Source organism: Adlercreutzia sp. ZJ473, from assembly GCF_013185065.1.
Lineage (GTDB): Bacteria > Actinomycetota > Coriobacteriia > Coriobacteriales > Eggerthellaceae > CAAEEV01.
Window position 1 is genome coordinate 1 of record NZ_JAAVTO010000023.1, and the last position, 24,584, is coordinate 24,584.

At 68.9% G+C, this 24,584-nt stretch carries 23 protein-coding genes and 1 pseudogene; 19 read left to right on the forward strand and 5 right to left on the reverse strand.

Annotated features, from left to right (window positions below; genetic code table 11):
- From HRL41_RS11940 to HRL41_RS05955, 8 genes and pseudogenes are all read left to right on the forward strand, one after another.
- Positions 1 to 234 (forward strand): annotated as a pseudogene (locus HRL41_RS11940) (hypothetical protein); the annotation flags it as partial.
- A gap of 234 nt (positions 235 to 468) precedes the next feature.
- Complete coding sequence (locus tag HRL41_RS05925; RefSeq protein ID WP_172135992.1) at positions 469 to 1,296, forward strand: pseudouridine synthase; 828 nt, start codon at positions 469 to 471, stop codon at positions 1,294 to 1,296.
- Positions 1,297 to 1,513: 217 nt separating this feature from the next.
- On the forward strand, positions 1,514 to 2,785 hold the full coding sequence (locus tag HRL41_RS05930; RefSeq protein ID WP_172135965.1) for a prephenate dehydrogenase/arogenate dehydrogenase family protein: 1,272 nt from the start codon (positions 1,514 to 1,516) through the stop codon (positions 2,783 to 2,785).
- The gene (gene aroA / locus HRL41_RS05935) at positions 2,775 to 4,187 is read left to right on the forward strand and encodes a 3-phosphoshikimate 1-carboxyvinyltransferase (RefSeq protein ID WP_172135966.1); all 1,413 of its coding nucleotides are present in this window, start codon (positions 2,775 to 2,777) and stop codon (positions 4,185 to 4,187) included. Before HRL41_RS05930 ends, aroA begins: the two co-directional genes overlap by 11 nt.
- 4 nt (positions 4,188 to 4,191) lie before the next feature.
- Positions 4,192 to 4,863, forward strand: coding sequence for a (d)CMP kinase (cmk, locus tag HRL41_RS05940; protein WP_172135967.1), 672 nt, complete (start codon positions 4,192 to 4,194; stop codon positions 4,861 to 4,863).
- A 26-nt stretch (positions 4,864 to 4,889) separates the two neighbouring features.
- A complete protein-coding gene (locus HRL41_RS05945; RefSeq protein ID WP_253904733.1) occupies positions 4,890 to 5,852 on the forward strand; it encodes a 1-acyl-sn-glycerol-3-phosphate acyltransferase in 963 nt (320 codons plus the stop codon).
- A gap of 3 nt (positions 5,853 to 5,855) precedes the next feature.
- Entirely contained in the window at positions 5,856 to 6,692 is an 837-nt protein-coding gene (gene ispH, locus HRL41_RS05950) for a 4-hydroxy-3-methylbut-2-enyl diphosphate reductase (RefSeq protein ID WP_172135968.1), read from the forward strand.
- Between the two features lie 289 nt (positions 6,693 to 6,981).
- On the forward strand, positions 6,982 to 8,400 hold the full coding sequence (locus HRL41_RS05955) for a DNA-binding protein (RefSeq protein WP_172135969.1): 1,419 nt from the start codon (positions 6,982 to 6,984) through the stop codon (positions 8,398 to 8,400).
- A 147-nt stretch (positions 8,401 to 8,547) separates the two neighbouring features.
- On the opposite strand, the gene HRL41_RS05960 is transcribed toward HRL41_RS05955, so the two are convergent.
- Together HRL41_RS05960 and HRL41_RS05965 are read right to left on the reverse strand one after the other, a co-directional pair.
- Positions 8,548 to 8,970: a PIN domain-containing protein gene (locus HRL41_RS05960; RefSeq protein ID WP_172135970.1), complete on the reverse strand. Its 423-nt coding sequence runs from the start codon at positions 8,968 to 8,970 to the stop codon at positions 8,548 to 8,550.
- A complete protein-coding gene (locus tag HRL41_RS05965) occupies positions 8,967 to 9,182 on the reverse strand; it encodes a hypothetical protein (protein WP_172135971.1) in 216 nt (71 codons plus the stop codon). Before HRL41_RS05965 ends, HRL41_RS05960 begins: the two co-directional genes overlap by 4 nt.
- A 544-nt stretch (positions 9,183 to 9,726) precedes the next feature.
- Between HRL41_RS05965 and HRL41_RS05970 the strand changes: the two genes are divergently transcribed.
- From HRL41_RS05970 to HRL41_RS05985, 4 genes are all read left to right on the forward strand, one after another.
- Positions 9,727 to 11,529 carry a DUF512 domain-containing protein gene (locus tag HRL41_RS05970; protein WP_172135972.1) on the forward strand — a complete coding sequence of 601 codons (1,803 nt, stop codon included), beginning with the start codon at positions 9,727 to 9,729 and terminating at the stop codon, positions 11,527 to 11,529.
- A gap of 63 nt (positions 11,530 to 11,592) precedes the next feature.
- A complete protein-coding gene (gene der, locus HRL41_RS05975; protein WP_172135973.1) occupies positions 11,593 to 12,906 on the forward strand; it encodes a ribosome biogenesis GTPase Der in 1,314 nt (437 codons plus the stop codon).
- 3 nt (positions 12,907 to 12,909) lie between these two features.
- Entirely contained in the window at positions 12,910 to 13,617 is a 708-nt protein-coding gene (locus tag HRL41_RS05980) for a glycerol-3-phosphate acyltransferase (protein WP_172135974.1), read from the forward strand.
- A 15-nt stretch (positions 13,618 to 13,632) separates the two neighbouring features.
- Positions 13,633 to 14,637: an NAD(P)H-dependent glycerol-3-phosphate dehydrogenase gene (locus HRL41_RS05985; RefSeq protein WP_172135975.1), complete on the forward strand. Its 1,005-nt coding sequence runs from the start codon at positions 13,633 to 13,635 to the stop codon at positions 14,635 to 14,637.
- Positions 14,638 to 14,835: 198 nt separating this feature from the next.
- On the opposite strand, the gene HRL41_RS05990 is transcribed toward HRL41_RS05985, so the two are convergent.
- Complete coding sequence (locus HRL41_RS05990; RefSeq protein WP_165172668.1) at positions 14,836 to 15,327, reverse strand: methylated-DNA--[protein]-cysteine S-methyltransferase; 492 nt, start codon at positions 15,325 to 15,327, stop codon at positions 14,836 to 14,838.
- A 50-nt stretch (positions 15,328 to 15,377) separates the two neighbouring features.
- Positions 15,378 to 16,652, reverse strand: coding sequence for a glycosyltransferase (locus HRL41_RS05995; RefSeq protein ID WP_172135976.1), 1,275 nt, complete (start codon positions 16,650 to 16,652; stop codon positions 15,378 to 15,380).
- Between the two features lie 273 nt (positions 16,653 to 16,925).
- Here HRL41_RS05995 and rpe point away from each other — a divergent pair, with 273 nt between their 5' ends.
- The 5 genes from rpe (at position 16,926) to HRL41_RS06020 (ending at position 21,983) form a co-directional block, all read left to right on the forward strand.
- A complete protein-coding gene (gene rpe / locus HRL41_RS06000) occupies positions 16,926 to 17,648 on the forward strand; it encodes a ribulose-phosphate 3-epimerase (RefSeq protein WP_172135977.1) in 723 nt (240 codons plus the stop codon).
- A gap of 211 nt (positions 17,649 to 17,859) precedes the next feature.
- Positions 17,860 to 19,065 (forward strand): cysteine desulfurase family protein, encoded by a 1,206-nt coding sequence (locus HRL41_RS06005; protein WP_172135978.1) that lies wholly within the window; start codon positions 17,860 to 17,862, stop codon positions 19,063 to 19,065.
- Positions 19,066 to 19,258: 193 nt separating this feature from the next.
- On the forward strand, positions 19,259 to 20,080 hold the full coding sequence (locus HRL41_RS06010; protein WP_253904735.1) for a histidinol-phosphatase HisJ family protein: 822 nt from the start codon (positions 19,259 to 19,261) through the stop codon (positions 20,078 to 20,080).
- Between the two features lie 107 nt (positions 20,081 to 20,187).
- A complete protein-coding gene (locus HRL41_RS06015) occupies positions 20,188 to 21,123 on the forward strand; it encodes a Nif3-like dinuclear metal center hexameric protein (RefSeq protein ID WP_172135979.1) in 936 nt (311 codons plus the stop codon).
- 140 nt (positions 21,124 to 21,263) lie between these two features.
- Positions 21,264 to 21,983 carry a zinc ribbon domain-containing protein gene (locus tag HRL41_RS06020; protein WP_165172677.1) on the forward strand — a complete coding sequence of 240 codons (720 nt, stop codon included), beginning with the start codon at positions 21,264 to 21,266 and terminating at the stop codon, positions 21,981 to 21,983.
- 101 nt (positions 21,984 to 22,084) lie between these two features.
- On the opposite strand, the gene rpmB is transcribed toward HRL41_RS06020, so the two are convergent.
- Positions 22,085 to 22,276 (reverse strand): 50S ribosomal protein L28, encoded by a 192-nt coding sequence (rpmB, locus tag HRL41_RS06025; RefSeq protein WP_165053540.1) that lies wholly within the window; start codon positions 22,274 to 22,276, stop codon positions 22,085 to 22,087.
- Between the two features lie 249 nt (positions 22,277 to 22,525).
- Here rpmB and HRL41_RS06030 point away from each other — a divergent pair, with 249 nt between their 5' ends.
- Entirely contained in the window at positions 22,526 to 22,873 is a 348-nt protein-coding gene (locus HRL41_RS06030) for an Asp23/Gls24 family envelope stress response protein (protein WP_165053544.1), read from the forward strand.
- A 75-nt stretch (positions 22,874 to 22,948) separates the two neighbouring features.
- Complete coding sequence (locus HRL41_RS06035) at positions 22,949 to 24,580, forward strand: DAK2 domain-containing protein (protein WP_172135980.1); 1,632 nt, start codon at positions 22,949 to 22,951, stop codon at positions 24,578 to 24,580.
- The last annotated feature ends 4 nt before the right edge of the window (positions 24,581 to 24,584 follow it).

Below are 24,584 nucleotides of genomic sequence, written 5' to 3' on the forward strand. Positions count from 1 at the left end.
AGCGCGCCGGGGGCTGCGGGCGGCGAAGGCGCTGCGGGCGGTGCGAGCGCGCCGGGCGGCGTGGGCGGCGTCGCCGCAGGTGGCGAGGGTGCCGCGAACACGATGGACGCCGCAGGCGCGCCGGCGGCAGCCAAGTCGACCGAGGCCATGTTCGCCGAGGCCATCGCGAGCACGCTCGGCGTGGTCGACAAGATCGACTTCGACTCCCTCGTTTTCGAAACCGACGACGAGTAATCGCGAGTAAAGGCGCGAGAAACACGCGATCTGATACCGCGTGAGAGCGTTTTGGCATGCCTTCGTCGTATTGTCTTGTGTAGAGAATGGTTCTGGCCAGGTGTTTGTTTTCGACATAATTGCATGGGTTGAGGTCGACGGCGATATTTCATCGCGCGACGGTATCGGATCGCGTGTTTCTCGCATATTGGACGCCTCTAACTTGCATTTTAAGGGTGATGCCCGGTGAACGAGATGCGCTTGCAGAAGTTTCTGGCGCGCGCGGGGGTGGCCTCGCGACGTGGGTCGGAGGAGCTCATCAGCGCGGGGCGCGTGCGCGTGAACGGCGCGTGCGTGACCGAGCTCGGCAGCAAGGTGGACGCCGACGCCGACGCGGTGGAGGTCGACGGCGCGCGCGTGGAGCTGCCGCGCGAGAGCGTGACCCTCATGCTGCACAAGCCCGCGGGCTACGTGACCACCATGTCCGACCCGCAGGGGCGCCCGACCGTCGCCGAGCTCGTGCCGGCGGGGGAGGGCCGCTTCGCGGGGCTCTACCCGGTGGGGCGCCTCGACGCCGACACCACGGGGCTTCTGCTCTTCTCCACCGACGGCGAGCTGGGCAACGCGCTTCTGCATCCGCGCCGGCACGTGACCAAGCGCTACGTGGCGCTCGTGGAGGGCTCGCCTGACGCGTGCGACGTCGAGCGGCTGCGCCGCGGCGTGCGGCTTTCCGACGGCATGACGCTTCCCGCTGAGGTGCGCGTGCTCGAGGGGAAGGCGGCGAAGCGCGCCGCGGCGCTCATCGGCGAGGGACGCGCCTCGAGCGGGAACGCCCGCCGGCACACGGGCAGGCGCTCGCGCGCGGCCCTCGAGCACGCCGGCGCGTGCAGCTACGTGGAGGTGGGCCTGCGCGAGGGGCGCAAGCGCCAGGTGCGCCGCATGCTCGAGGCGGTGGGATGCCCCGTGGTGGCTCTGCACCGCGCGACGTTCGGCCCGCTTGAGCTGGGGGATCTTCCTCGGGGGCAGTGGCGGGAGCTTGCAGGCGAAGAGGTGGCGGCGCTGCGGGAGGCCGTGCGGGAGTAGGTCCTCGGCGCGGAGCCTTGGCGCATTTGGGGAGGCGCAGACGCGGCCCGCCGCCCGGCGCCTCGCCGCTGCGGGCGCTCGCCGACCGTCGCGGCGTGCGCCGCGTGGGAATTAACCTCGCTTTCACCCGCTCGCCTCCCAAACGTATACAATACTGTCACGCTCAAAGTGAGCCTAGGATTACGAACGAGAACGAGCAAGAGGAAGCACTGCCCTTATGCCTGACCAGACTCAACCCACGTCCGCGCCGACGGGCGCGAGCGCCCCAGACGCCCCGGGCGCCGCATCTGCGGCGACACCTGAGCCAGCGACCGCCGCGGCGCCCGACGGCCCGCAGCGCGAGACGCCGTTTCGCTCCGTCGCCGTCATCGGCCTCGGCCTCATCGGCGCGTCGTTCGCCGCGGCCGTGCGCGCCGCCTACCCCGACGTCACCGTGTTCGGCGTCGACGTCGACGGGCGCACCTGCGTGGTGGCCGAGGAGCGCGCGTGGGCCACGCGCGCCACGCGTCCCGACGACCCCGCGTTCGAGCAGTTCATCCGCACGTCCTGCGACCTCGCGGTCATCGCCACGCCGGTTGCCGCCGTCGACGACTACCTGCGCCGCCTCGCCGCGTGGGACTTCCGCGGCGTGCTCACCGACACCGTCTCCACCAAGGCGCACATCCTCGAGGCTGCCGCAGGCATCCTGCCCGCGCCGCAGAACTACGTGCCGGGCCACCCCATGGCCGGCTCCGAGCACAACGGCATCGACGGCGCTCGCAGCGACCTGTTCAAGGGCGCGAACTGGATCCTCTGCCCCGACGAGCAGACCGTCCCCGAGCACTTCCAGAAGCTCCACGAGCTCATCACGGGCGGCCTCGAGGCGCGCGTGGTGTCGCTGCGCCGCGAGGAGCACGACCGCGCCGTGGCCATCGTGAGCCACGTGCCGCACATGGTGGCGTCCTCGCTCGTGAACCTGGCGTGCCGTCACGCCGACGACTCCCAGGCCCTCATGCGCCTGGCCGCGGGCGGCTTCAAGGACACCACGCGCATCGCCGCGGGCTCGCCGAAGCTGTGGTGCGGCATCGCGTTCGACAACGCCGAGGCGCTCTCGGACGGGCTCGCCGAGATGCAGGGCATCATCGGATCGTTCGCCACGGCGCTTGCGGAGGGCGACCGCGAGGGCTTCACGCGCCTGCTCGCGGAGGCGTCCGACGCGCGCCGCGCGCTGCCGGCGGCCTGGGTGCCCTCCACCGAGAAGCTGCTCGAGGTGCGCATCCCCATGGTCAACCGCACCGGCGTGGTGGCCGAGGTGACCACCATCGCCAGCTCGGTCGGGTGCAACATCCAGTCCATCGACATAGACCACATCTCCGAGGGCAATGCCGTGCTCTCCCTCATCCTCACCGACGAAGGCGATATCGGCCAGCTCTCGTTCCAGCTGATCACCGCTGGTTTCTCGGTATCGTTCAGTCCCTTGAGCCCGAAGGAGCACGCGCATGTCGACTAAGCTCTCATCCGCATCCGCAGCGACCACGTCCGCGGCGACCGCCACGCCCGCAGCGCCCGCGCCCGCCACGCCCGCAACGTCCGCCGCGACCCTCATCAACCCGCTTCCCGGCCCGCTGCGCGGCAGCGTCACCGTGCCCGGCGACAAGTCCATCTCGCACCGCGCGGTGCTGTTCAGCGCCATGGCCGAGGGCACGTCCACCGTGAGCGGCGTGCTCGACTCCGAGGACGTGCGCTCCTCGCTCGCCGCCGTGCGCGCGCTCGGCGCGCAGGCTGACCTGGAGAAGCAGCCCGACGGCTCGCTGGCGGGCACCATCACCGGCTGGGGCGCGAAGGGCCCCTCCCAGCCCGAGGGCCCCATCGACTGCGGGAACTCCGGCACCACGGCGCGCCTGCTCATGGGCGTCTTGGCACCGTGGGACATCCGCGTCGAGCTCACGGGCGACGAGTCGCTGTGCCGCCGCCCCATGCGCCGCATCACCGCGCCACTCATGAAGATGGGCGCGCACTTCGACCCCGCGGGCAAGGAGACGCTGCCCATCACGGAGATGGGCACGCGTTCGCTGCGCGCGCTCACCTACGACGCCCCCATGGCGTCGGCCCAGCTCAAGACCGCGGTTCTGCTCGCGGGCGTGTTCGCTGAGGGCACCACCACCTTGAACGAGCCCGCGCCCTCGCGAAACCACACCGAGCTCATGCTGCCCGAGTACGGCGTGCCCACCACGGCCGGCACGCGCGTGGCGAGCGTGCAGGGCCCGGCCGCCATGCGCGCGAGCATGGTGGCGGTGCCGGGCGACCCCTCCTCAGCCGCCTTCATCGCGGCGGCGGCGCTGCTCGTGCGCGGCAGCAGCGTGACCATCGAGAACGTGAGCCTCAACCCGGCGCGCATCGGGTTCGTGCGCACGCTCGAGCGCATGGGCGCCGAGATCACCACGCGCCGCGAGGGCTGCGCGGGCAAGGAGCCCTCGGGCAGCATCCACGTGGAGCACACGCCCGCGCTGCGCGGCTGCGAGGTGCCGCCGCAGCACATCGCCTCCATCATCGACGAGATCCCCGTGCTCTCGCTCGTGGCGGCGCACGCGCGCGGCGTCACGGTGTTCAAGGGCGTCTCCGAGCTGCGCGTGAAGGAGTCGAACCGCCTGGCCGCCATCATCGAGGGGCTCGGCCTCATTGGCGTCGACGCGTGGGAGGAGGGCGACGACCTCTGCATCGAGGGCGACCCGCAACTCGAGGTGCCGCGCGGCCTCACCTTCGCCACGCGCGGAGACCACCGCCTCGCCATGACGTGGGCGCTCGCGGGCCTTGCAGGCGACGTCCCGGTATCCGTCGAGGACTTCGCGTGCGTGGCCGTGAGCTTCCCCGAGTTCCTCGCCACCATGCAGAAGCTGGCAGACAAGGAGTAGAGAGATGATCATCGCAATTGACGGCCCGTCGGGCGCGGGCAAGTCCACGGTCGCGAAGGCCGTGGCCCAGAAGCTCGGCTTCTCGTGCCTGGACACGGGCGCCATGTACCGCGCGGTGGCGTGGCAGGCGCTGAGCGACGGCGTGGCGCTCGACGACGCCGAGGCGCTCGGGAACGTCGCGCGCACCCACGAGATCGCCTTCGGGCACGTCGAGGGCGACCCCGTCCCCCGTCGCGTGTTCATCGGCGGCGCGGAGGTGACCGACGCCATCCGCACGGCCGAGATCGACCGCGCGGTGAGCCCGGTGAGCGCGGTGCCCTCGGTGCGCGCGGCGCTCGTCGACCAGCAGCGCCGGATCGGCAACGCGGGCAACTACGTGGTCGAGGGGCGCGACATCGGCACGTGCGTGTTCCCGGGCGCCGAGGTGAAGGTGTTCCTCACGGCGTCTGACGAGGAGCGCGCGCACCGCCGCGTGCGCCAGAACGTCGACAGGGGCGTGGGCTCCATCGACTACGACGAGGTGCTCGCCGACCTGCGCCGCCGCGACGAGCTCGACTCGAGCCGCTCCGCGTCGCCTCTGCGCGCGGCCGACGACGCCGTGCTCATCGACTCCACGAAGCACTACATCGAGGAGGTCATCGACCAGATCTGCGCGCTGGCCGCCGACGCGCGCTAGCGTGCCCGAGGGTGAGGAGAGCTTCCTTGTTTCTTAAATACTCTGAGATGTGGGACATGCCGCTCGGCGGCACCTCGGCCGACCGGCAGATCCCGCACTGGTTCGGCAACGCGGCGTGGGCGTTCATCGGGGCGATCTTCAAGGTGTGCTTTCGCTACCGCGTGGACGGGCGCGAGAAGCTGCGCGCGTTTGACGGCAAGTCGGGCGCGGTGGTGGTGTGCAACCACACCTCGTTCCTCGACGTGGTGATGATCTACCTCGCGGCGCGGCCGAAGCAGTGGGTGCGCTTCATGGGGCGCGACACGCTGTTCGACAACGCGGGCGGCCTTCTGGGCCAGGCGCTCTCGCGCGTGGGGGCGTTTCCGGTCAAGCGCGACTCGGCCGACCGCACCTCCATCAAGCGCGCGACGCGCATGCTCAAGAACAACGAGCTCGTGGTCATCATGCCCGAGGGCACGCGCCGCGGCAAGGGCTCCGCGACGCCGACCATCCACGCGGGCGCGGCGTTCGTGGCGCGCATGGGGCACGCGCCCATCCTGCCCATGACGGTGCGCAACGCCGAGCTGGTGAAGCAGAAGGGGAAGCGCCTGCGCTTCCCGAAGATCACGGTGGAGTACGGCGACCCTATCCTCGTGGGCGACTTCGACTTCGTGCCGAAGGACGAGCGGCTCGACGCGTGCTCGTGGTACGCCATGCGCGAGTGCTTCGCGCTCTCGCAGCGCGTGCCGCGCGAGGAGGTCGACATGCGGGCGCTGTTCCCTGAGGGGAAGGACTACGCCGCCCTGTTCGCCGCGCACCCGCTGCCGCGCCACAGCGCCGATGCGCTCGCGGAGGCGGCGGCTGCGAAGGCCGGCAAGCGCGCGGCGCTCGAGAAGGGCAGGGACGCGGCGGCCGCGAAGGGCGTCGGGGCCGGCGAGCGTGCGGGCGCGATGGCCGACGGGGACGTGGCCATGGCCGGCGCGGCGGCTGCGAACGCGAAGGAGGCGTGAGGCATGCAGGTGATCCAGGCGAAGCACGCGGGCGCATGCTACGGCGTGCAGCGCGCGCTCGACATGGCGATGGCGGTGGTGGAGCGCGGCGGCGAGGTGGCCACGCTCGGGCCGCTCATCCACAACCCGAAGGTGGTGGCCGACCTCGAGGCGCGCGGCGCGCGCGTGGCCGAGGCGCCCGCCGACATCCACGGCGGCACGGTGATCATCCGCAGCCACGGCGTGACGCCCGAGGTGCGCGCCGAGCTCGAGGAGCGCGGGCTCGACATCGTGGACGCCACCTGCCCGCACGTGGCGCGTGCCCAGGCGGCCGCGGCCGAGATCGCGGGCGCGGGCTGCCGCGTGATGGTGGTCGGCGAGGCGGGGCACCCCGAGGTGGAGGGCCTCACCGCGTGCGCGCAGGCCGCGGGCGGCAAGGTCGACGTGGTGGCCGCGCCCGCCGACGTGCCCGAGGGGCTCTACGACCCCATCGGCGTGGTGGTGCAGACCACCCAGGTGCGCGATAACCTCGACGCGGTGGTGGCGGCCCTCGAGGAGCAGGGGTTGAGCCCCATCGTGAAGAACACCATCTGCTCGGCCACGAGCCAGCGCCAGAGGACGGCCGCCGACGTGGCGGACCGCGTCGACGCCATGGTGGTCATCGGCGGGCGCAACTCCTCGAACACCACGCGCCTCGCCGAGATCTGCGCCGAGCGCTGCGCGCGCACCTTCCACGTGGAGAGCGCGGGCGAGCTGGCGCCCGAGCAGTTCGCGGGCTGTGCGGCGGTCGGCGTGACGGCCGGGGCCTCCACGCCCGAGGACCAGATCCAGGCCGTGGTCGCCTTCCTCGAGGAGCTGTAAGCCGGCGAAGGGGACGCGAGCCGCGCACGGCGCGGGGCGCAGGGCGCTGGGCGCGGCCCCAGCTCCTCCAAGCCGCCATCGCGCTCAGCTCGCCTTTTGCAAGCTAGAAGCCCAATCGCTTCGCATTCGCGCCACCTGCACGTCTCGGATTCGCACGCGTCCTGCTCGCGCGCATCTATTCCGCATGCGGAACATTTATTTATATCGTGACGTAACAAAAATATACCGAATACGGTACCATTATTCCCAGCATATGGCATCATCATGACCGCATGGCGGGAGGGCGTCCATGTACACCACGAAAGAGGCAGCACGTCGGCTAGACGTGAGCGAGCGCCGCATTCGCGCGCTCATAGGGTCGGGCGACCTCAAGGCGCAGAAGTTCGGTGGCGTGTGGATGGTCGACGAAGAGTCGGTTCGCGCTCGCTTGCAGCGCAGGTGCAGCGCGGGCCGTCCCAAAATGGGGGAGAAGAACGCCGAGAATCTCGTTCGATGCACCCTCATGAGCAAGGACCGCCCGGTGGTTGAGTTCACGTACCATCGACGCACAGGTCAGGTGGCTGACCTCAAGCCGCTCGACGGCGTGTCGTTTGCGCCGCTCGGCATCGGCGCTCGAGGGAAGGAGCCTGACAAATACGATCTGGCGTCATGGCTTTCCGCGCGTTCCATCCCCGACTTCAGGCGCAACGTGCGGGCTCTCTTGCATGGCAGTCGCTTCGCCAGCACGGCTGAGCTCATGCTCGACAGCTGGGGCTTGAGCCTGAGCGATCCCTATTGGCTCGCGCCTGTGGGGTGCGATGTGCAGTGGGGCTCCATCAACTACTACGAAAACGGCTACGACCAGACGCTCGGCGACTTCATGCTCGATGTTCCCCACGCTGCCTTTCCGCGGACTGCCTTTCCGCGGGCGGCATCAGGCAAGGCGGCACGCGGTATGCGCACGCCTGATGTCACGACGGCTGGTGCCCTGGTCAAGACGTGGATGCGCAAGGACGGCGTGGACTATCTGGTCAAGGGCGGCGCGGGAGCGGAGAACCGCGAGCCGTACAACGAGCTTCTGGCCACGCGGCTCCTCGGGCGCATCTTGGAGCCTGATGAGTACGTCCCCTACGGGCTGGTCGAGCGGCGCGGGCGCGTTTACTCGTCGTGCGCGGCGATGACCTCGCTTGACTGGGAGCTGGTTCCGGCGGCGGACGTGATGACGGCGTTCTCCATCACCGAGGGGCGCGACCTGCACCGCTCGTACCTTCGCGCGCTCAGCGACCTGGGCATTTCGAACGCGCAGTCCGCCATTGACAAGATGATCGTGGCGGACTACCTGATGGCGAACTTCGATCGGCACGTCTACAACTTCGGCCTTCTGCGCAACACCGAGCAGCTGGACTGGTTTCGCATCGCGCCTCTCTTCGACAACGGCTGCGGCTTCTACAGCCGCGCGACGGCGGACGAGCTGCGGCGCCCGCGCTACTTCTGGGAGTCGCATCCCTTCCGCGAGTATCCGTCCCAGCAGCTTGCCCTTGTGGAGGACGTGAGCTGGTTCGACGCGGCGCGCCTCGACGGCTTCGTTGACGAGGTGGCGGAGGTTCTGGAGGGAAACTCCCATCTGAGCGACGAGTTCATAGAGGGCGTGCAACGCCACACTCAGCGCCAGATAGACGCCGTAGCTGACCTCGCCGCCGAGCGAAGCGGTCTGTTCGCCGGCTTCTAGAATGGCGCTTGAGGACGAGGCGCTGCTTTCTGACGTCAGGGTGGATGTCGGCGGGTATGGGGTCATCTGGAATGATGAGCTTGACTTGTCATGTGGCGAGCTGTGGGAGCATGGCGAAGATGGCAGCTACGTAATCGAGCAAACGGCCTAATTGTCAAGATCCAGTTGCGCCACGAGCTCAGCGGGAGTGACGACTTTGGTGATTGCCGACCGGTAATCGCTGATGTTGCGCGTGACGATGACATCTGCTTCTTCTTCCTGGGCCGTTTCGTCCATCACGGCGTCTTCGAAGTCGCCTACCGCGGAGAAGCTTGCCCTCAAGCAAGCATGTGCTGTCGTATCTGCTACGCTGAAGATCTCATACAGGTATCTGATCGCCTGATTGCACTTCTCGTTGTCATGGAAATGCCGATGCATAAGATAGAACACGTCCGTTATGGCTTTGGCCGTCGTCATTCCCTCGATGACGCTGTTTGCGCTTGCGAGGAAGATGCGCTTGGAGTTTTCTAGGAAGGGCTCGCGTGCCTGGAGAACGTCGATCAGCACGCACGTGTCGACGAGGACTTTCAAATCGCAGCTCTCCTGTCATCGAGGGCAGCTTGAGCGTCGAAGTCGGATGGTAAAATGCCAACGAGCGATTCCACCAGGGCTTCTTTGTCGGAGTGAGTAGAGACTTGGCCGGGTGTGTCATCCCGATCTTTTCGAGCGAGATCGGGTTTTTGCCGAGAGGCATCGAGAAAACGCCTCGGCTTTTTCTTAGACTCTGCCACCGCAATCTCCATGGCGTCCTCCATTGCGTGATGCTGATGACTGATGGGGTTCATTGTATTCCCATTTTGCGTGCTTGCGTTTGCGATTCATTTGATTTTACAGCTCGGTTGCTTGTGCTCTACGCTTAGTCCCGGTGCTTTGTCATCCGAGCTTTACCAGCTGACTTGCCCTTCCGGCTGTCATGGCGGCCTCTCCTCATCAGCCTCGTTTACAATCTTATTGATCCCATTTACAATCCCATCAATCCTCTCTTGTCGAAGGATCGAAACGAGAGTCGCTTATCAATGCGGCTTATCGCAAGGATCATGACGCTCGCAAGTTGATTGAGGCGCGCGTGCTTTCCGGCAGGATAGAGCTTCTCGGCTTCTCCAGCGCCGACCGTTCGATCGGCGCTGGAGAGTTGAAGTAGTTTTGAGCGGTTGTGCTTCCTGGCGACAACCTATGCTCGGAAAAGGCGGAAGACAGAGGCAAACGGGGGGAATGCCCCGAAAGCGCTTATGTTGGCGGCGCTCAGCAGGGGGAGAGACGGCGGCTGACTTGAAGAAGGCGGGTTGCGTGGAGATTTACCCTTCACCAGACATAGTGCGGCAGGCGGACGACCGCCCGCGCGCCTGCGCCTGCGATGACGCGGAAGTTTCTGCTTGCGCCTGCGGCGAAGCGGAGGCTTCCGTACTTGCCTGCGCTTGCGACGAAGCGGAGGCTTCTGCGCCTGCTGACGCGCCCGCCAGCGCATCCGCATCGGCGCGAGGGTCCGCTCCCGCGCCCCGGCGCGCGGCTCGCTCCGCAGAGCCGCCTCGCGCGCTCATCACCGCCGTCGAGCCCGACTCGCCCGCCTATGACGCGGGCTTCGAGCCGGGATGCTACCTCACGAGCGTCGACGGGCAGCCCCTGCGGGACATCATCGACTGGCGCTGGCTCTCCGCCGAGGACGTCATCGAGGTGGGGTACGTCGACCTCGACGGCGACGCGGGCGTGGTGGAGCTCGAGCGCGAGGAGGGGGAGGACTGGGGATTCACCTTCGAGGGCGTGGTGTTCGACGCCGTCAAGCTGTGCCGCAACGCATGCACGTTCTGCTTCATGCGCCAGCTGCCCGCGCACATGCGCCCCTCGCTCTCGCTGCGCGACGACGACTTCCGCCTGAGCTTCCTGTCCGGCACCTTCGTGACGCTCACCAACTTGAGCGCCGAAGACGAGGCGCGCATCATCGAGCAGCACATCTCGCCTTTGCGCGTGTCGCTGCACGCGAGCGACCCCGCCGCGCGCCGCGCGCTCATCGGCCGCCATGCGCAGCACGGCCTCGACGCGCTCGACCGCCTGCTCGCGGCAGGCATCGAGGTGCACGCGCAGATCGTGCTCGTGCCCGAGGCGAACGACGGCGACGTGCTGCGCGGGACGCTGGCGTGGGCCTACGCGCGCCCGAACATCCTGAACGTCGGCATCGTGCCCCTCGGCTTCACCAAGCACCAGGCCTTCTTCGACCACAGCTTCAACGACCCGGCCGCCGCGCGCGCGGTCATCGACATCGTGGAGCCCTTCCAGCGCCGCGCGCTCGCCGAGCGCGGCGAGCCGTGGGTGCACGCGGCTGACGAGTTCTACCGCAACGCCTACCTGGCCGACACGGCGGAGAAGATCCCTCCCACCAGCCATTACGGCGACTTCTCGCTCTTCGAGGACGGCATCGGCATCATCCGCTCCTACGTGGACGAGTTCGACGCGGCCTGCGCGGGCGGGCTCGCGCGCCGCGCCGCCGACGCGCTCGACGCCGCCGGTCTGCGCGTGCGCTACGTGGTGGGCGAGGCCATGCAGCCCTTCCTGGACCGCATGGTCGAGCGAAGCCCGCTGGCCGGCCGCCTCGTCCCCCTCACGGTGCGAAACACCTACTTCGGCGGCAATGTGGACGTCACCGGCCTCCTCTGCGCCTGCGACATCGTGCCCGCGATAAAAGAAGCTGTAGCGGAGAATGCTCCTGGGATGGACTTGGCCTTAGCGAGAATTGGCGAAAGCGCATCTTGGCAACAAAGTGATGTTCGAGGGGACGATCCGATGGTGCGCACCAAGCGAGTTCCGCACGAGCCGGAAGCGCCAGCGGCGCTTCCGAGCGAGCAGGACTGTCTGAGCGACTGCGCTCCATCGGATCGTCCCCTGCGGGAGATGTGCGGACGAAGCACTTTCGCTCATTTGCGCGACCTCTTCGTCATCCCGCGCGTCATCTTGAACGACGCCGGCGTGACGCTCGACGACGCTACCGTAGAGGATATGGAGAAGGCCGCGGGCACGCCCATCAGCGTGGTATCCTGTAACCCGTTAGATTACCTAACCGAAATCATCAACCTGGCCGCTGCGGGGCGGGCCCTCTGAGCGTGCGCCTCGCGCACCGCGCAGGGCAGGCCGCGAAGCCCTCGACCATAGAAGGAACGAATCATGGCATTACCTCTCGTCGCCGTCGTCGGGCGTCCCAACGTGGGCAAGTCCACGCTGGTGAACCGCATCGCGCAGACTGGCGAGGCCATCGTGCACGAGATGCGCGGCGTCACGCGCGACCGCTCGTACCACAAGGCCGACTGGAACGGCATCGACTTCACGCTCGTCGACACGGGCGGCATCGAGATGGGCAACGAGGACGCCTTCCAGAGCTCCATCCGCGCGCAGGCGTTCGAGGCCACGCGCCAAGCTGACGTCATCGTGTTCCTCGTCGACGGCAAGACCGGCATCAACGCCGACGACGAGGAGGTGGCGCGCATCCTGCGCCGCGCGAACAAGCCGGTGTTCCTCGCGGTGAACAAGATGGACAACCCCTCGAAGGAGGACGCCATCTGGGAGTTCTACAACCTGGGGCTCGGCGACCCGTGGCCGGTGTCGGCGACGCACGGGCACGGCACGGGCGATCTGCTCGACGAGGTCACAGCCGAGCTGGCCAAGCTCGACTACGACGGGCAGGACGAGGTGCCGGCCGTCAACGTGGCCATCATCGGCCGCCCGAACGCGGGCAAGTCCTCGCTCACCAACCGGCTCACCAACGACGAGCGCTCCATCGTGAGCGACGTGGCGGGCACCACGCGCGACGCCGTGGACACGCTCGTGGAGCACGAGGGCGAGCTCTACCGCATCGTCGACACGGCGGGCCTGCGCCGCAAGAGCCACATCGACGAGGACGTGGAGTACTACGGGTTCGTGCGCGCCATGCGCGCGATCGACCGCGCCGACGTGGCGCTGCTCGTGATCGACGGCACGCTCGGCCTCACCAACGAGGACCAGCGCGTGGCGGGCTACGCGGCCGAGCGCGGCTGCGCGATGGCCATCATCCTGAACAAGTGGGACATCGTGGAGGGCCCCGAGGCCAAGCAGAAGATCCGCGAGCTCATCGAGGACCGCATGACGTTCGTGGGCTACGCGCCCGTGATCGCCGTCTCGGCGCTGACCGGCAAGAAGGTCGACCGCGTGTGGGACGTCATCGACCAGGCGTATGCGGGCTACTCCACCGAGATACCCACGAGCCAGCTCAACGCGTGGCTCGCCGGCATCCGCGAGACGGGCCACACCGTGAGCAAGGGGAAGGCCCTTCTGCGCATGAAGTACGTCACGCAGACCTCCACGTGCCCGCCGCAGTTCACGTTCTTCTGCAACCGTCCCGACATCGTGGACGACAACTACGAGCGCTACCTCGAGAACCGCCTGCGCGAGCGGTTCAACCTGGAGGGAACGCCCATCCGCCTCAAGTTCAAGAAGAAGGACTAGCCCATGCTCGGCGTGCTTCTGTGGGCCATCGGCCTGTTCGTCGCCTGCTTCCTCCTCGGCTCCATCCCGTGGGGCGTGATCATCTCGCGGGTGTTCTTCCACAAGGACATCCGCGACGAGGGATCGGGCAACATCGGCACCACCAACGCCATGCGCTCGATGGGCAAGGCGGGCGGCGGCGCGGTGTTCGTGCTCGACTTCGGGAAGGGCGTGCTCTCGGGCGTGCTCGCGACGCTCGTGGCGCCCTACGTGCAGGGCTCGCTCGTCGTGAGCGCCGCCCAGGCGGGGAGCTTCGGCGGCATGCTCGTGGCGGAGACCGCGCCTGTCGCCGAGAGCGCGCTCGCGCTCTGCTTCGGCGTGGCCTTCTTCGGCTGCGTGTGGGGGCACATCTTCAGCCCGTGGCTGGGCTTCAAGGGCGGCAAGGGCATCGCGGTGGCCGTGGGCTGCCTGTTCGTGGTGTTCGGGCCCGTCGGAGCGCTGCTCGAGATCGCGATCTTCGCCGTGCTGGTGGTGACCACGCGCTACGTGTCGGTGGGCTCGATCGCCGCGGCGGCGGCCTGCCCGTTCTTCTCGCTGTACTACCTGTGGGGCCACGGGCTCGCCGTGGCGCTCATGACGGTGGGCGCGCTCACGGTGGTGTGGGCGCACCGCGGCAACATAGCGCGCCTGCGCGCGGGCAACGAGCGCAGGGTCGGGGACAAGAAGAAGTAGGGAGTTGAGCTCATCATGAAGGTTGCGGTTATCGGCGCGGGGTCGTGGGGCACGGCGCTCTCCCAGGTGCTCGCGACGAACGGGCACGACGTGGCGCTGTGGGCGCGCAACCCCGCGGTGGTCGCGGGCGTGAACGAGCAGCACAGAAACCCGCGCTACCTGACGGACTCCGCGCTCTCGCCGCGCGTGCGCGCGACGCTCTCCTACGCCGACGCGCTCGCCGACGCGCGCGCCGTGGTGGTGGTCACGCCCTCGCACATCATGCGCAGCGTGGGAGCCGAGCTCGCCGGGCTCGTCGCGCCCGAGACCCCCGTCGTCATCTGCTCGAAGGGCGTCGAGGAGAAGACTGGCATGCTGCCCATCGCCGTCCTCGCCGACGAGGTGGGCAACCCCGCGCGCATGGCCGTGCTCTCCGGCCCCAACCACGCCGAGGAGATCATCTGCGGGAAGCCTGCCGCCACGGTCATCGCGAGCACGTCGGAGGCGACGGCGGTGCTCTTCCGCGACCTGTTCGCCACGGACACCTTCCGCACCTACACGTCGTCCGACGCGGCGGGCGTGGAGCTCTGCGCGGCGTTCAAGAACGTGATCGCCATCGCCGTGGGCATCTCCTACGGGCTGGGCTACGGCGACAACACCGCGTCGCTTCTGATCACGCGCGGGCTCGCCGAGATGAGCCGCATGGTGGTGGCCTGCGGCGGCGAGGCGATCACGTGCATGGGGCTCGCGGGCGCGGGCGACATGGTGGCCACGTGCATGTCGAAGCACTCGCGCAACCGCCGCTTCGGCGAGGACTACGTGGCGCGCGGCCGCACGCTCGACGACTTCGCCGCCGACACGCACATGGTGGTGGAGGGAGCGCTCGCGTGCAAGACGCTCGAGGTGCTCTCGGAGCGCCATCACGTGGAGCTGCCCATCACCGACACGGTGCGCGAGATCGTCTGGAAGGGGGCCGACGCGGCCACCGCCGCGCGCCTTCTCGCCGACCGCCCGCTGACCACGGAGTTCTACGGGCTGTAGGTTTTGCCGCTGCGAAGGGCCGGGGCGGAACTGGCCGACGCTGCGAAGGGCCGGGGCGTCCCAGCCCTTCTCGCCCTACGTGCTCGTCGCGCACGAAGTACGCTTCCTCGCGCTTTCGCGGCAATTCGGGGCGTCCCAGCCCTTCTCGCTGACGTTGCCGATTACGTGAGGGAAGAGGGCTCGCGCTTTGGGCGCCCGTTACGCGTGCCTTCGCTCCAGCTCGAGGAACGCGGCGCGCAGCTGGGCGCCGCGGTCGGCGCCGGTGGGGCGGCCGTTGGCGCCCACCACGCGGTGCGCGGGGACGATCACCGCGAGCGGGTTTCTTCGCACGGCGGCCCCGACCATGCGGTAGGCCTCGGGCTGGCCGATGGCCTCGGCGATGTCGCGGTTGGTGCGCGTCTGCCCGTAGGGGATGGCCTCGATGGCGCGCCACACCTTCACCTGGAAGTCGCTCCCCTCGAGCACGGCGGGCACGTCGAAGGAGGTGCGCTTGCCGGCGAAGAACTCGAGCAGCTGGGTCGAGCAGGCGTTCGTCGCCTCGGCAGGCCGCCGCTCGCCGTCCAGGCGCACGTCGCCGAGCGCCACGGCGCAGACGGCGCCAGCGCGCTCGGCGATGGTGACGGGCCCGTACGGCGTGGGGTAGACGTAGTAGGTGAGCTTGTCGCGGGGGGCTGCTGCGAAATGGGCCATGCGGCGTCCTTTCAGGTGAAGCATGCGGCCATTATACGGCAGCTTCGCCGCTACGCCGAGATGACCCGCTGGTACAGCGCCTCGAGGCGCACGACGAACTTCGACTGGGCGTAGCGCTCGAACACGCTCTCCGCGATGCGCTCCCGGCGCAGGGGCGCTGCGGCCGTGCGGTCGAGCTCGCCCACGATGGCGCGCGCGAGGGCCTCGTCATCGTCGACGTCGACGAGCGTGCCGCATTCCGGCGTGACGAACTCGGGCAGGCCGCCTTGGTTCGTCGCCACGACGGGCAGCCCGCACGCCATGGCCTCGAGCGCCACCAGGCCGAACGGCTCGCGCCGCGACGGCATGGCGAACAGGTCGGCCGCGTTGTAGAGCCTGCGCAGGCTGTCCTGCAGCTGATGTCCCAGGAAGTACGTGCGCGAGAGCCCCAGATCGGCGTGCAGGCGCTCGAGCGCCTCGCGCTCCTCGCCGCTGCCGGCGAGCAGGGTGACGACGTCGGGGTGCTCGCGCTCGTAGCGCGCGGCGGCGCGCAGCAGCACGTCGACGCCCTTGAAGTTGGTGAGCTTCCCTGCGAACAGCACGACGCGCTCTCCCTGGCAGGGAACGTGGTGCTCCTTGAGCAGCGAGGCGCGGTCGACGTCCTCGCGGTAGAAGACGTCCTCGTTGTAGCCGTTCAGCAGCAGCACCATCTTCTCGGCTGCGGCGGGGATGGTCGACACGGTGTCCTCGTAGTTGTCCTTCGAGATGGCGATGATGCTGTGGCACAAGCGCACCGTCTCGTCGGCGAGCTCGTGGAAGCGCGGCCACTTGCGGTAGCCCATCATGTCGGTGCCGTGAGCTGTGACGATGGTGGGCACGCCGGTCTTCGCGGCCACGTTGGCGAGCAGCCACACGTGCTGGGCGTGGATGATGTCGGGCTCGAACTCGCGCACGGCGGCGCTGACGGCTGCGGTGAACGCCGTCAGGTAGCGCTCGAGCTGGTCGTCGTCCAGGTCGTCGAACGTCGTCAGGCTGCGCGGGTGGGTGGTGAAGCAGGGGAAGTTGAACGGCAGCGGGCTCGTCGGGCTGCTGCCGTCGCCTGCCGCCGGCTTGCCGGCGAGCGCGTCGTTGGCGGCTGGGTCGCCAGCCAGCGCGTGCTGCCCGCCTTCGGCGTCGAAGTAGACCGGGCGCAGCGAAACCCCGTCGAGCGGTGCCGGAACGCGGTTCTCGGGGAACACGATGCAGACGTCGTGCCCGCGCTTGGCGAGGTGCTGCGCGGTGTTCATGGTGTACGTGCCGCTTCCCGACCCTTCGAGCGGAAAGTGGTTGACCAGGAGAATCTTCATGGGGGCCTCCAATGCGTGCGAGACGATGGCGGACGGGCACGTGCGCCGCGTCCAATGCACCATTGTACCGCATGAGCCCCCCATCCGTCGCTCACCTGCGCACACGCGCTTCCGCCAGAGGGGGCCGGAGGTCGAAGAAGGCCAAGGTCCGCGTCCGATGGCTTGGCTTCCTTGCGTATTCGCGAATTGTGGAGGAGCAATAACTCGGAACCTCGTCGCGTTGCTGCGCTAGAATAGGCGCGGTGCATACATCCGCGAGTGCAAGGACATTCCATGTTTCAACCAGTGAAGATCGCCCCCTCCATCCTGTCCGCCAACTTCATGAGCTTCCAGGCCGACATCGACCTGATCGAGCGGGCGGGCGCAGGGTACGTGCACTACGACGTGATCGACGGGCACTTCGCCCCGAACCTCACGGTGGGCATCCCCGTGCTCAAGCAGCTGGTGAAGTCGACGAGCCTGCCCGTTGACGTGCACCTCATGATCGACAACCCGGAGCGCGAGCTGCCGTGGTTCCTCGACGTGCTCCAAGGCGCCGCCGACCCGACGGCGTGCGTCGTCACCGTGCACGCCGAGGCGCTCTACGGCCCTCAGCTCGCACGTGCCGTCGAGGTCATCCACGCGGCGGGCTGCAAGGCCGCCGTGGCGCTGAAGCCGTGCACGCCGGTCGCGGTGCTGGCCCCGGTCATCGCCGAGCTCGAGATGGTGCTCGTGATGAGCGTCGAGCCGGGGTTCTCGGGGCAGAGCTACATCGAGGGGTCGGACGCGAAGGTGGCCGAGGTGGTGGCCCTCGCGCGCGCGGCGGGCGCGAGCCCGCTCATCGAGGTGGACGGCGGCGTCGGCGTGGCCACGGCCCCGCTTCTGGCGGCTGCGGGCGCTGACGTGCTCGTGTGCGGAAACGCCGTGTTCGCGGCCGAGGACCCGGCGGCGGCGCTCATGCGCATCGAGCAGGCGGCGGACGAGGCGCGCGAGGCCACTCTCGCCGCGCAGGCATAGAGGCGCGCGGCGGGCGCGTGGCGGCGACGGAGGCGCGAACGTGTGACGGGTGCGGGCGCGACGGCTACGCGCGCGACGGCCGCGCGAGCGCAGGTCAGCCAACGCGTGCCAGCGCGGCGCCAGCTGCGCTTCGCCCAAAAACGCGCCGCCAACTGCGCTTCGCCCAAGCGCGCCGCCCGTTTCACCCACGAAGAAGGAGGCTTGAAGCTGCATGCCAGCTAAGGTAACGGACACCTACGTGTACCTCGACTACGCGGCCACCGCACCTCTGTGCGAGGAGGCGGCGCGCGCGATGGAGTCCTATCTCGTGCCGGGGCGCGCGAACCTCGCCGCAGGGGGCAACGCGAACTCGCTGCACTCCGCGGGGCGCGCGGCGTTCGAGCACATGGAGCGCGCACGCCGCCAGGTGGCGCATGCCCTCGGCGCAACGCGGCCCGACGAGATCGTGTTCACCTCGGGGGCTACCGAGGCCGACGACGCGGCGATGCTCGGGCTTTCGCGCGCCGCTGCCGACGCGCGCCGCCGCAGGGGAGCGGGCGGGTTTGCGCCACACGTGATCACCACGGCCCTCGAGCACGACGCGGTGCTCGCGCCCGCGCGCCGCTTGGAGGCGGACGGCATGCGCGTGACGTACCTGGCGCCGAACGCGCGCGGGTTCGTGGAGCCCGCCTCGCTCGAGGCGGCGATCGACGAGGATACGGTGCTCGTGTCGGTGCAGATGGCGAACTCGGAGGTGGGCTCCATCCAGCCGGTGGCCGAGCTCGCGCGCATCGCGCACGCGCACGGGGCGCTCTTCCATACCGACGCCACGCAGGCGCTCGGCAAAGTGCGCGTCGACGTGGGCGAGCTCGGCGTCGACGCAGCCTCGTTCTCGGGCCACAAGGTGGGCGGGCCGAAGGGCGTAGGGGCGCTGTACCTGCGCGCCCGCACGCCGTTCGTCCCTCAGCAGCTCGGCGGCGGGCAGGAGGGCGGCCGACGCAGCGGCACGCAGAACGTGTGCGGCATCGCGGGCTTCGCGGCAGCGGTCACCGCGGCGGTGGAAGGCGCCGAGGCCGAGGCCGAGCGCCTGCGCGCGCTGCGCGACCAGCTCTACGCGGGCCTCGCGGCGTTCGGGCCCGTGAGCGCCACGGTGCCGGTGGCTCCCGGCGCGCGCGACTACCTGCCCAACATCGTGCACGTGCTCGTCGACGGCCTCGAGAGCGAGACGCTCATCCTGCGCTTCGACATGATGGGCTTCGGCGTCTCGGGCGGCAGCGCGTGCTCGTCGCACTCGCTCGAGCCGAGCCACGTCCTGCGCGCCATCGGCGTGCAGGGGGACGCCGCCTACGGTGCCCTGCGCGTGTCGATGGGCCGCTACACCACACATGAGGACGTCGATGCGTTCCTCGCCGCCGTCCCGAGAGCGCTTGAATGGTAAAGTAGGCTACGGCAAAGGAAATCACGCAGCATGCGGAAAAGTCAGCGAGGGTGCTTGAGGTGATTCGCATGGCTCCGCCGCGCTGCCAAGCGTACTTCGGTACGCGCCGTGCAGCGCGCAAGGGGGCAGGCGGACCGCCTCAAGTGCCCGCAGCGTCGACGATTCCGTTTGTTGCGTCAGCAACGAACGGAACATGAGAATGGAACTCATCAACACGCACTGCCACTCCAAGTACTGCGGGCATGGGGTCGGCGAGATCGAGGAGTACGCGGCCGCTGCGGAGGCGGCGGGCATCACCACGCTGGCGTTCACCGAGCACTACCCGCTCACGCCGGCGTTCGACCCCGACGAGTACCTCTCGGTGCTGCCCGAGAACATGCCGCGGTATCTGGAGGCCGTCGAGGCCGCGCGCCGCGCGCATCCGAAGCTCGAGATCATCACGGGCGTCGAGATGGACTACCTCGGCGATGACGAGGACCGCGTGATCACCGAGGCTGACCTGGCGCCCTTCACGCTGCGGCTCGGCTCGGTGCACTTCGTGGACGCCTGGGCCTTCGATGACCCGGCCCAGCGCGACCGCTGGGAGGAGCCCGGCGCGCCCGACGCCATCTGGAAGCGCTACTTCGAGCTGTGGTGCGACGCGGCGTCCGACGCGGCGCAGCCCTACCACGTGATGTCGCATCCTGACCTCGCGAAGAAGTTCGCCTACTACCCCAGCTACGACGTGGCGCCCCTCTACGAGGCGGCGGCCGAGGCAGCGGCGGCCGGCGGGCGCATGATCGAGCTGAACACCTCGGGCAGCTACTACGCCTGCGCCGAGATGTTCCCCGCGCCTGCGCTCCTGCGGGCGTTCTGCCGCGCAGGCGTCCCCTGCACGGTGGGCACCGACGCGCACGAGCCGGCCAACGTGGCGCGCGACATCGAGCGCGGCTACGCGGCCCTGTACGAGGCGGGTTACCGGGTCGTCACCGTCCCGACGGCCACGGGCGACCGCCGAACCATTACCATCGAGTAAGCGCTGCTCGCGCTCGGGCGCGCACAGGCTCGGCTCGGGCGCGAGCCTGCCCGGCCCGCGCCCGAGCAGGCTCGGCAGCGCGCGGCAGATCGGACGAAGGAGGCATCATGGCGCTGTTCAACCGAAGAGACCCCCAGGGAACGTCGAGCGGCGAGGAGGCGTCGAAGAGGGGGGCGCTCGTCAAGCGCCCGGCCCGCGCCATCGCCAAGGCGGCGCCGGCGTTCACCGTCGGCTCGCTCGAGGCGGCGCTGCTCAAGGAGTTTCCCGCGCAGGACGCGGAGGAGTGGGACCGCACGGGCCTTCTGGTGGGGGAGGCGGCGCTTCCCGTCGAGCGCGTGGCCGTGGCGCTCGACCCCACGGTGGCCGCCATCCGCGAGGCCGCCCGCGGCGGCGCCAACGTGCTCGTGACGCACCACCCCGCCTTCCTCGCGCCGCCGACGTCGTTCGCGCCCGGAAGCTCGGTGGCGACGAGCCCCGGCGCGGGCGTGTGGGCCGCCATCCAGAACCGCGTGGCGCTCATGGACTTCCACACGGCGCTCGACGTGAGCCCGCAGGCCGCGCGCGTGCTGCCGGGCATGCTGGGGCTCGCGTTCACGGGCCGCTTCGTCGAGCCGCTCTCGGGCTCGAGGCGCAAGGGGTACGGGCAGATCTGCGACGTGCCTGCCGCCGGCGACGGGCCGCGCACGCTCGCGCAGCTGGCCGCGCGCTGCACGGCGGTGTTCGGGAGGGCGCCGCGCGTGTGGGGCGAGTTCGACCGCTCGCTGCGCACGGTGGTGACGGCCACGGGCTCGGCGGGCACCTGCGGCCGCGCGGCGCTTGCGGCGGGGGCGGACTGCCTCGTCTGCGGCGAGGTGAAGTACCACGAGGCGCTCGACCTCTCGGGTGCGGGCCTGGCCATCGTCGAGCTCGGGCACGACGTGAGCGAGCTTCCGCTCGTGGCGGTGCTGGCCGAGGCGCTCGCGCGCGTGGGCGTGGCGAAGGACGCCATCATGGTGATCGACCAGTCGGGCAACTGGGCTGCGCCCGAGGCGCTGCGCGTCTAGCGCCGCCGGGCAGCCGGGCCGCGCTCGAGCCGTTGGGCGGCGCCGGGCGGTTTTCGCGCGCGCTGCGGAAAACGCGGGCGCCAGGGCGCGCGTCTTGGCGTATAGTTGAACCATCACTTCGCAAGCAAGGGGGTCACACCATGGAAGCCCAGCACGACGACATCGCCGGCCTGCTTCAGATCCAGCAGATCGACCTGGACATCCTGCGCCTGAACAAGCAGCTCGAGGAGCTCCCGCAGCGCGCCGTCATCATGGAGGCGCGCAAGAAGCGCGAGGCCGTAGGCGGCAAGCGCGCCAAGGTCGACGCCCTCAAGAAGGACGCCGCGCAGCGCCTTTCCCGCATCAGCGACGAGGACGCCTCGCTTGCGAAGAAGGAGGCGGGCACGCAGGCGGCCATCGAGGCGGCCAGCGGCAACTACCGCAACGTCGAGGCGCGCACCAAGGAGCTCGCGGGCATCGCCAAGCGCCGCGCCAAGCTCGCGGACGACCGCGCGAAGGCGAGCGACGAGCTCGACAAGATCACGCAGCTCGAGACGCAGGTGCTGCGCGCGCTCTCCGACATCGACGCCGCCGAGGCCCGCGCGGTCGAGTCGTTCAAGCGGGAGGGCGGCGCGCTCAAGATGGGCGTCGCCAAGCTCGAGGCCGAGCGCGCCGAGCTCGCCAGCCGCATGACCCCGGCGGTGCTGAGGCTCTACGAGAAGACCGCCGCGCGCACCGGCGGCGTGGCGGTCGGCGCGCTGAACGGCGACCGCTGCGGCGTGTGCCGCGCCGCCATCGAGGGCGGCCGCCTCATCGAGCTGAAGGCCCACGCGCCCCTCGGCACCTGCCCCTCCTGCAAGCGCCTCCTCATCGTAGAGTAGGGGAGCGAAGCGAGAAGCCCGCATAAATCTCCCCAACGCAAAAAAGCCCGCGCGAGCGGGCTTTTCGATGCCGTGAGCGAAGCAGGCTCGCGAGCGGGCCCTTAGGCGCGCTCGACCTTGCCGGCCTTCAGGCAGGAGGTGCACACGTTGGCCTTGCGCACGTGACCCTTGGCGTCCTTGATGGTCACCTTCTGCACGTTGGGCTTGAACCAGCGGTTGGTCACACGATGGGAGTGGCTGATGCTGCGACCAGCAACAGGCTTCTTACCGCAAACTTCGCAAATCTTAGACATTCGTATCAACTCCAATAATATTCTCGGCCTAAACCGGTTAGGACAAAAAAGCCCTAATACTATATCACATAAAACAACACCCCTTCAAGAATAATTTATGGAATATGGGCGCCTGCCTGCGCAAGCCTGCCATCGCGCGTTTAGCCCATGCGCTATACTGCATAAGATGAGCTTACGGCGGTCCCGCAGGCTCGCGCGCGCGTGGCTCGCGTGCGCGCCGCGGCGCCGCTGACACATGAAAGGAGCATCATGAGCATGAGCATTCCCGGTAATCTCCATGTTGCCAATGACGTGCTGGCCGACATCGTCGGAAACGCCGCCATGGAGTGCTACGGCGTGGTGGGCATGACCGCCCCGAACGCCGCTGACGGCATTGCAAAGATCCTTCCTGCGTCGCGCCTGCGCCGCGGCGTCGTTGTCAACACCACTGACGAGGGCATCCACGTGGAGCTCTACGTCGTCATCGAGTACGGCACCAACATCAGCACCGTCTCGCAGAACCTCATCGACCAGGTGAGCTTCGCGCTGAAGGAGTACGCGCGCGTTCCTCTGGAAGGCGTGGAGGTACACGTGCAGGACGTCAAGGTACGCCGCTAGCCCCGCTTTCGGGAGGGCGCGCGCAAGGGGATCTGCCGCCGCGCGCTCGCATCATTAAGGAGAGAACGAACCGCCATGTCAACCACCTACTCATCCAACGACGTGCTGAACGCCATCGCGGCGGCGAGCAAGGCTTTGAGCGCGCGCAAGGAAGAAGTCAACCGTCTCAACGTGTTCCCCGTCCCCGACGGCGACACGGGCACGAACATGTCGCTCACCATCGAGAGCGTGGTGAGCAACGTCGCGCGCCTGTCCATCGGGGCGAGCGGGGCTGAGATCCGCAAGGCCATCACCACGGGCGCCCTCATGGGCGCGCGCGGCAACTCGGGCGTCATCACCTCGCAGATCCTGCGCGGCCTGTGCGAGGGCAGCGCAGGCGCCGAGGCGCTCACCACCGAGACGGTGGCCGCGGCCTTCGAGAAGGCCGTCGAGGTGGCCTTCCAGGCGGTGCGCAAGCCCGTCGAGGGCACCATCCTCACGGTGCTGCGCGACTCCGGCGCCGCCGCCGTCGACGCGCGCAAGGCGAACCTCTCCACGGTCGACGCGATCGAGTGCATCGTGGCCGAGGCGTACGCCTCGGTGCAGCGCACGCCCGAGCTGCTCCCCGTGCTGAAGGAGAACGGCGTGGTCGACGCCGGCGGCTTCGGCCTGGCCATCCTGCTCGACTCGTTCGCGGCGGCGCTGCTCGGCAAGGACGGCACGATGGTCGACGAGCTCGCGTTCGCGCGCACCGCGGCCCCGAAGGTGGAGATCGAGCAGATCAACGACTGGGAGGGCTCGGCGTACCGCTACTGCAACGAGTTCCTCGTCGACTCCGAGGTGCTCGACCCCGCCGACGCGCTCGAGTTCCTGGCCACCATGGGCGACTGCGAGCTGTGCGTGGGCAGCGCGCCGAAGTTCAAGGTGCACGTGCACTCCAACCACCCCGACCAGGTGCTCGCGTACTTCTTGGAGCGCGGGCAGATCTCCGAGGTGTTCATCCACAACATGCAGCTGCAGTCGGCCGAGCGCACCGAGAAGCTCGCCGCGGAGCAGGCCGCCGAGCACAAGCCGCTCGGGTTCGTGGCCGTGGCGGCCGGCGAGGGCAACGCCGAGATCCTGCGCAGCCTCGGCGTCGACGTGGTCGTCTCGGGCGGGCAGACCATGAACCCCTCCACGAAGGACCTGCTCGACGCCGTGGGGCAGGTGAACGCCGATGCCGTCGTCATCCTGCCGAACAACTCCAACATCATCATGGCGGCGCAGAGCGCCTGCGAGCTGTCCGAGATCCCCTGCGGCGTGGTGCCCACCAAGAGCGTGCCGGCCGCCTTCGCGGCCATGTTCGCGATCGACCCCGACGCGTCGCTTGAGGACAACGTCGCCGAGATGACCGAGGCGTTCGCCGAGGTGAGGACCGGCGAGGTCACCTGCGCCATCAAGGACTCCAAGGACGCGCACGACAACCCCATCCATGAGGGTGACGTCATCGGCATCGCGGACGGCGCCATCGAGGCGGTGGGCTCGTCGGTGGAGGACGTGGTGATGGAGCTGCTCGAGGCCATGGAGGCCGAGGACGCCGACACGCTCACGCTGCTCGCCGGCGAGGACATGGCGGACGGGGACTTCGCGGCCCTCGTCGAGCGCATCGAGGAGGCCTACGACGACCTCGAGATCGACTCCCACCGCGGAGAGCAGCCGCTCTACCCGATCGTCCTTTCGGTCGAATAAGGGA

Excerpts from the sequence above, each read along its gene's own strand:
- rpmB (WP_165053540.1), bottom strand. The coding sequence starts at position 22,276 with ATGTCTAAGATTTGCGAAGTTTGCGGTAAGAAGCCTGTTGCTGGTCGC.
- HRL41_RS06005 (WP_172135978.1), top strand. The coding sequence starts at position 17,860 with ATGCCAGCTAAGGTAACGGACACCTACGTGTACCTCGACTACGCGGCC.
- HRL41_RS06020 (WP_165172677.1), top strand. The coding sequence starts at position 21,264 with ATGGAAGCCCAGCACGACGACATCGCCGGCCTGCTTCAGATCCAGCAG.
- HRL41_RS06015 (WP_172135979.1), top strand. The coding sequence starts at position 20,188 with ATGGCGCTGTTCAACCGAAGAGACCCCCAGGGAACGTCGAGCGGCGAG.
- HRL41_RS05955 (WP_172135969.1), top strand. The coding sequence starts at position 6,982 with ATGTACACCACGAAAGAGGCAGCACGTCGGCTAGACGTGAGCGAGCGC.
- HRL41_RS06035 (WP_172135980.1), top strand. The coding sequence starts at position 22,949 with ATGTCAACCACCTACTCATCCAACGACGTGCTGAACGCCATCGCGGCG.
- der (WP_172135973.1), top strand. The coding sequence starts at position 11,593 with ATGGCATTACCTCTCGTCGCCGTCGTCGGGCGTCCCAACGTGGGCAAG.
- ispH (WP_172135968.1), top strand. The coding sequence starts at position 5,856 with ATGCAGGTGATCCAGGCGAAGCACGCGGGCGCATGCTACGGCGTGCAG.
- HRL41_RS05965 (WP_172135971.1), bottom strand. The coding sequence starts at position 9,182 with ATGGAGATTGCGGTGGCAGAGTCTAAGAAAAAGCCGAGGCGTTTTCTC.
- HRL41_RS05930 (WP_172135965.1), top strand. The coding sequence starts at position 1,514 with ATGCCTGACCAGACTCAACCCACGTCCGCGCCGACGGGCGCGAGCGCC.
- cmk (WP_172135967.1), top strand. The coding sequence starts at position 4,192 with ATGATCATCGCAATTGACGGCCCGTCGGGCGCGGGCAAGTCCACGGTC.
- HRL41_RS05980 (WP_172135974.1), top strand. The coding sequence starts at position 12,910 with ATGCTCGGCGTGCTTCTGTGGGCCATCGGCCTGTTCGTCGCCTGCTTC.
- HRL41_RS05985 (WP_172135975.1), top strand. The coding sequence starts at position 13,633 with ATGAAGGTTGCGGTTATCGGCGCGGGGTCGTGGGGCACGGCGCTCTCC.
- rpe (WP_172135977.1), top strand. The coding sequence starts at position 16,926 with ATGTTTCAACCAGTGAAGATCGCCCCCTCCATCCTGTCCGCCAACTTC.
- aroA (WP_172135966.1), top strand. The coding sequence starts at position 2,775 with ATGTCGACTAAGCTCTCATCCGCATCCGCAGCGACCACGTCCGCGGCG.
- HRL41_RS05925 (WP_172135992.1), top strand. The coding sequence starts at position 469 with ATGCGCTTGCAGAAGTTTCTGGCGCGCGCGGGGGTGGCCTCGCGACGT.
- HRL41_RS06010 (WP_253904735.1), top strand. The coding sequence starts at position 19,259 with ATGAGAATGGAACTCATCAACACGCACTGCCACTCCAAGTACTGCGGG.
- HRL41_RS05990 (WP_165172668.1), bottom strand. The coding sequence starts at position 15,327 with ATGGCCCATTTCGCAGCAGCCCCCCGCGACAAGCTCACCTACTACGTC.
- HRL41_RS05995 (WP_172135976.1), bottom strand. The coding sequence starts at position 16,652 with ATGAAGATTCTCCTGGTCAACCACTTTCCGCTCGAAGGGTCGGGAAGC.
- HRL41_RS06030 (WP_165053544.1), top strand. The coding sequence starts at position 22,526 with ATGAGCATGAGCATTCCCGGTAATCTCCATGTTGCCAATGACGTGCTG.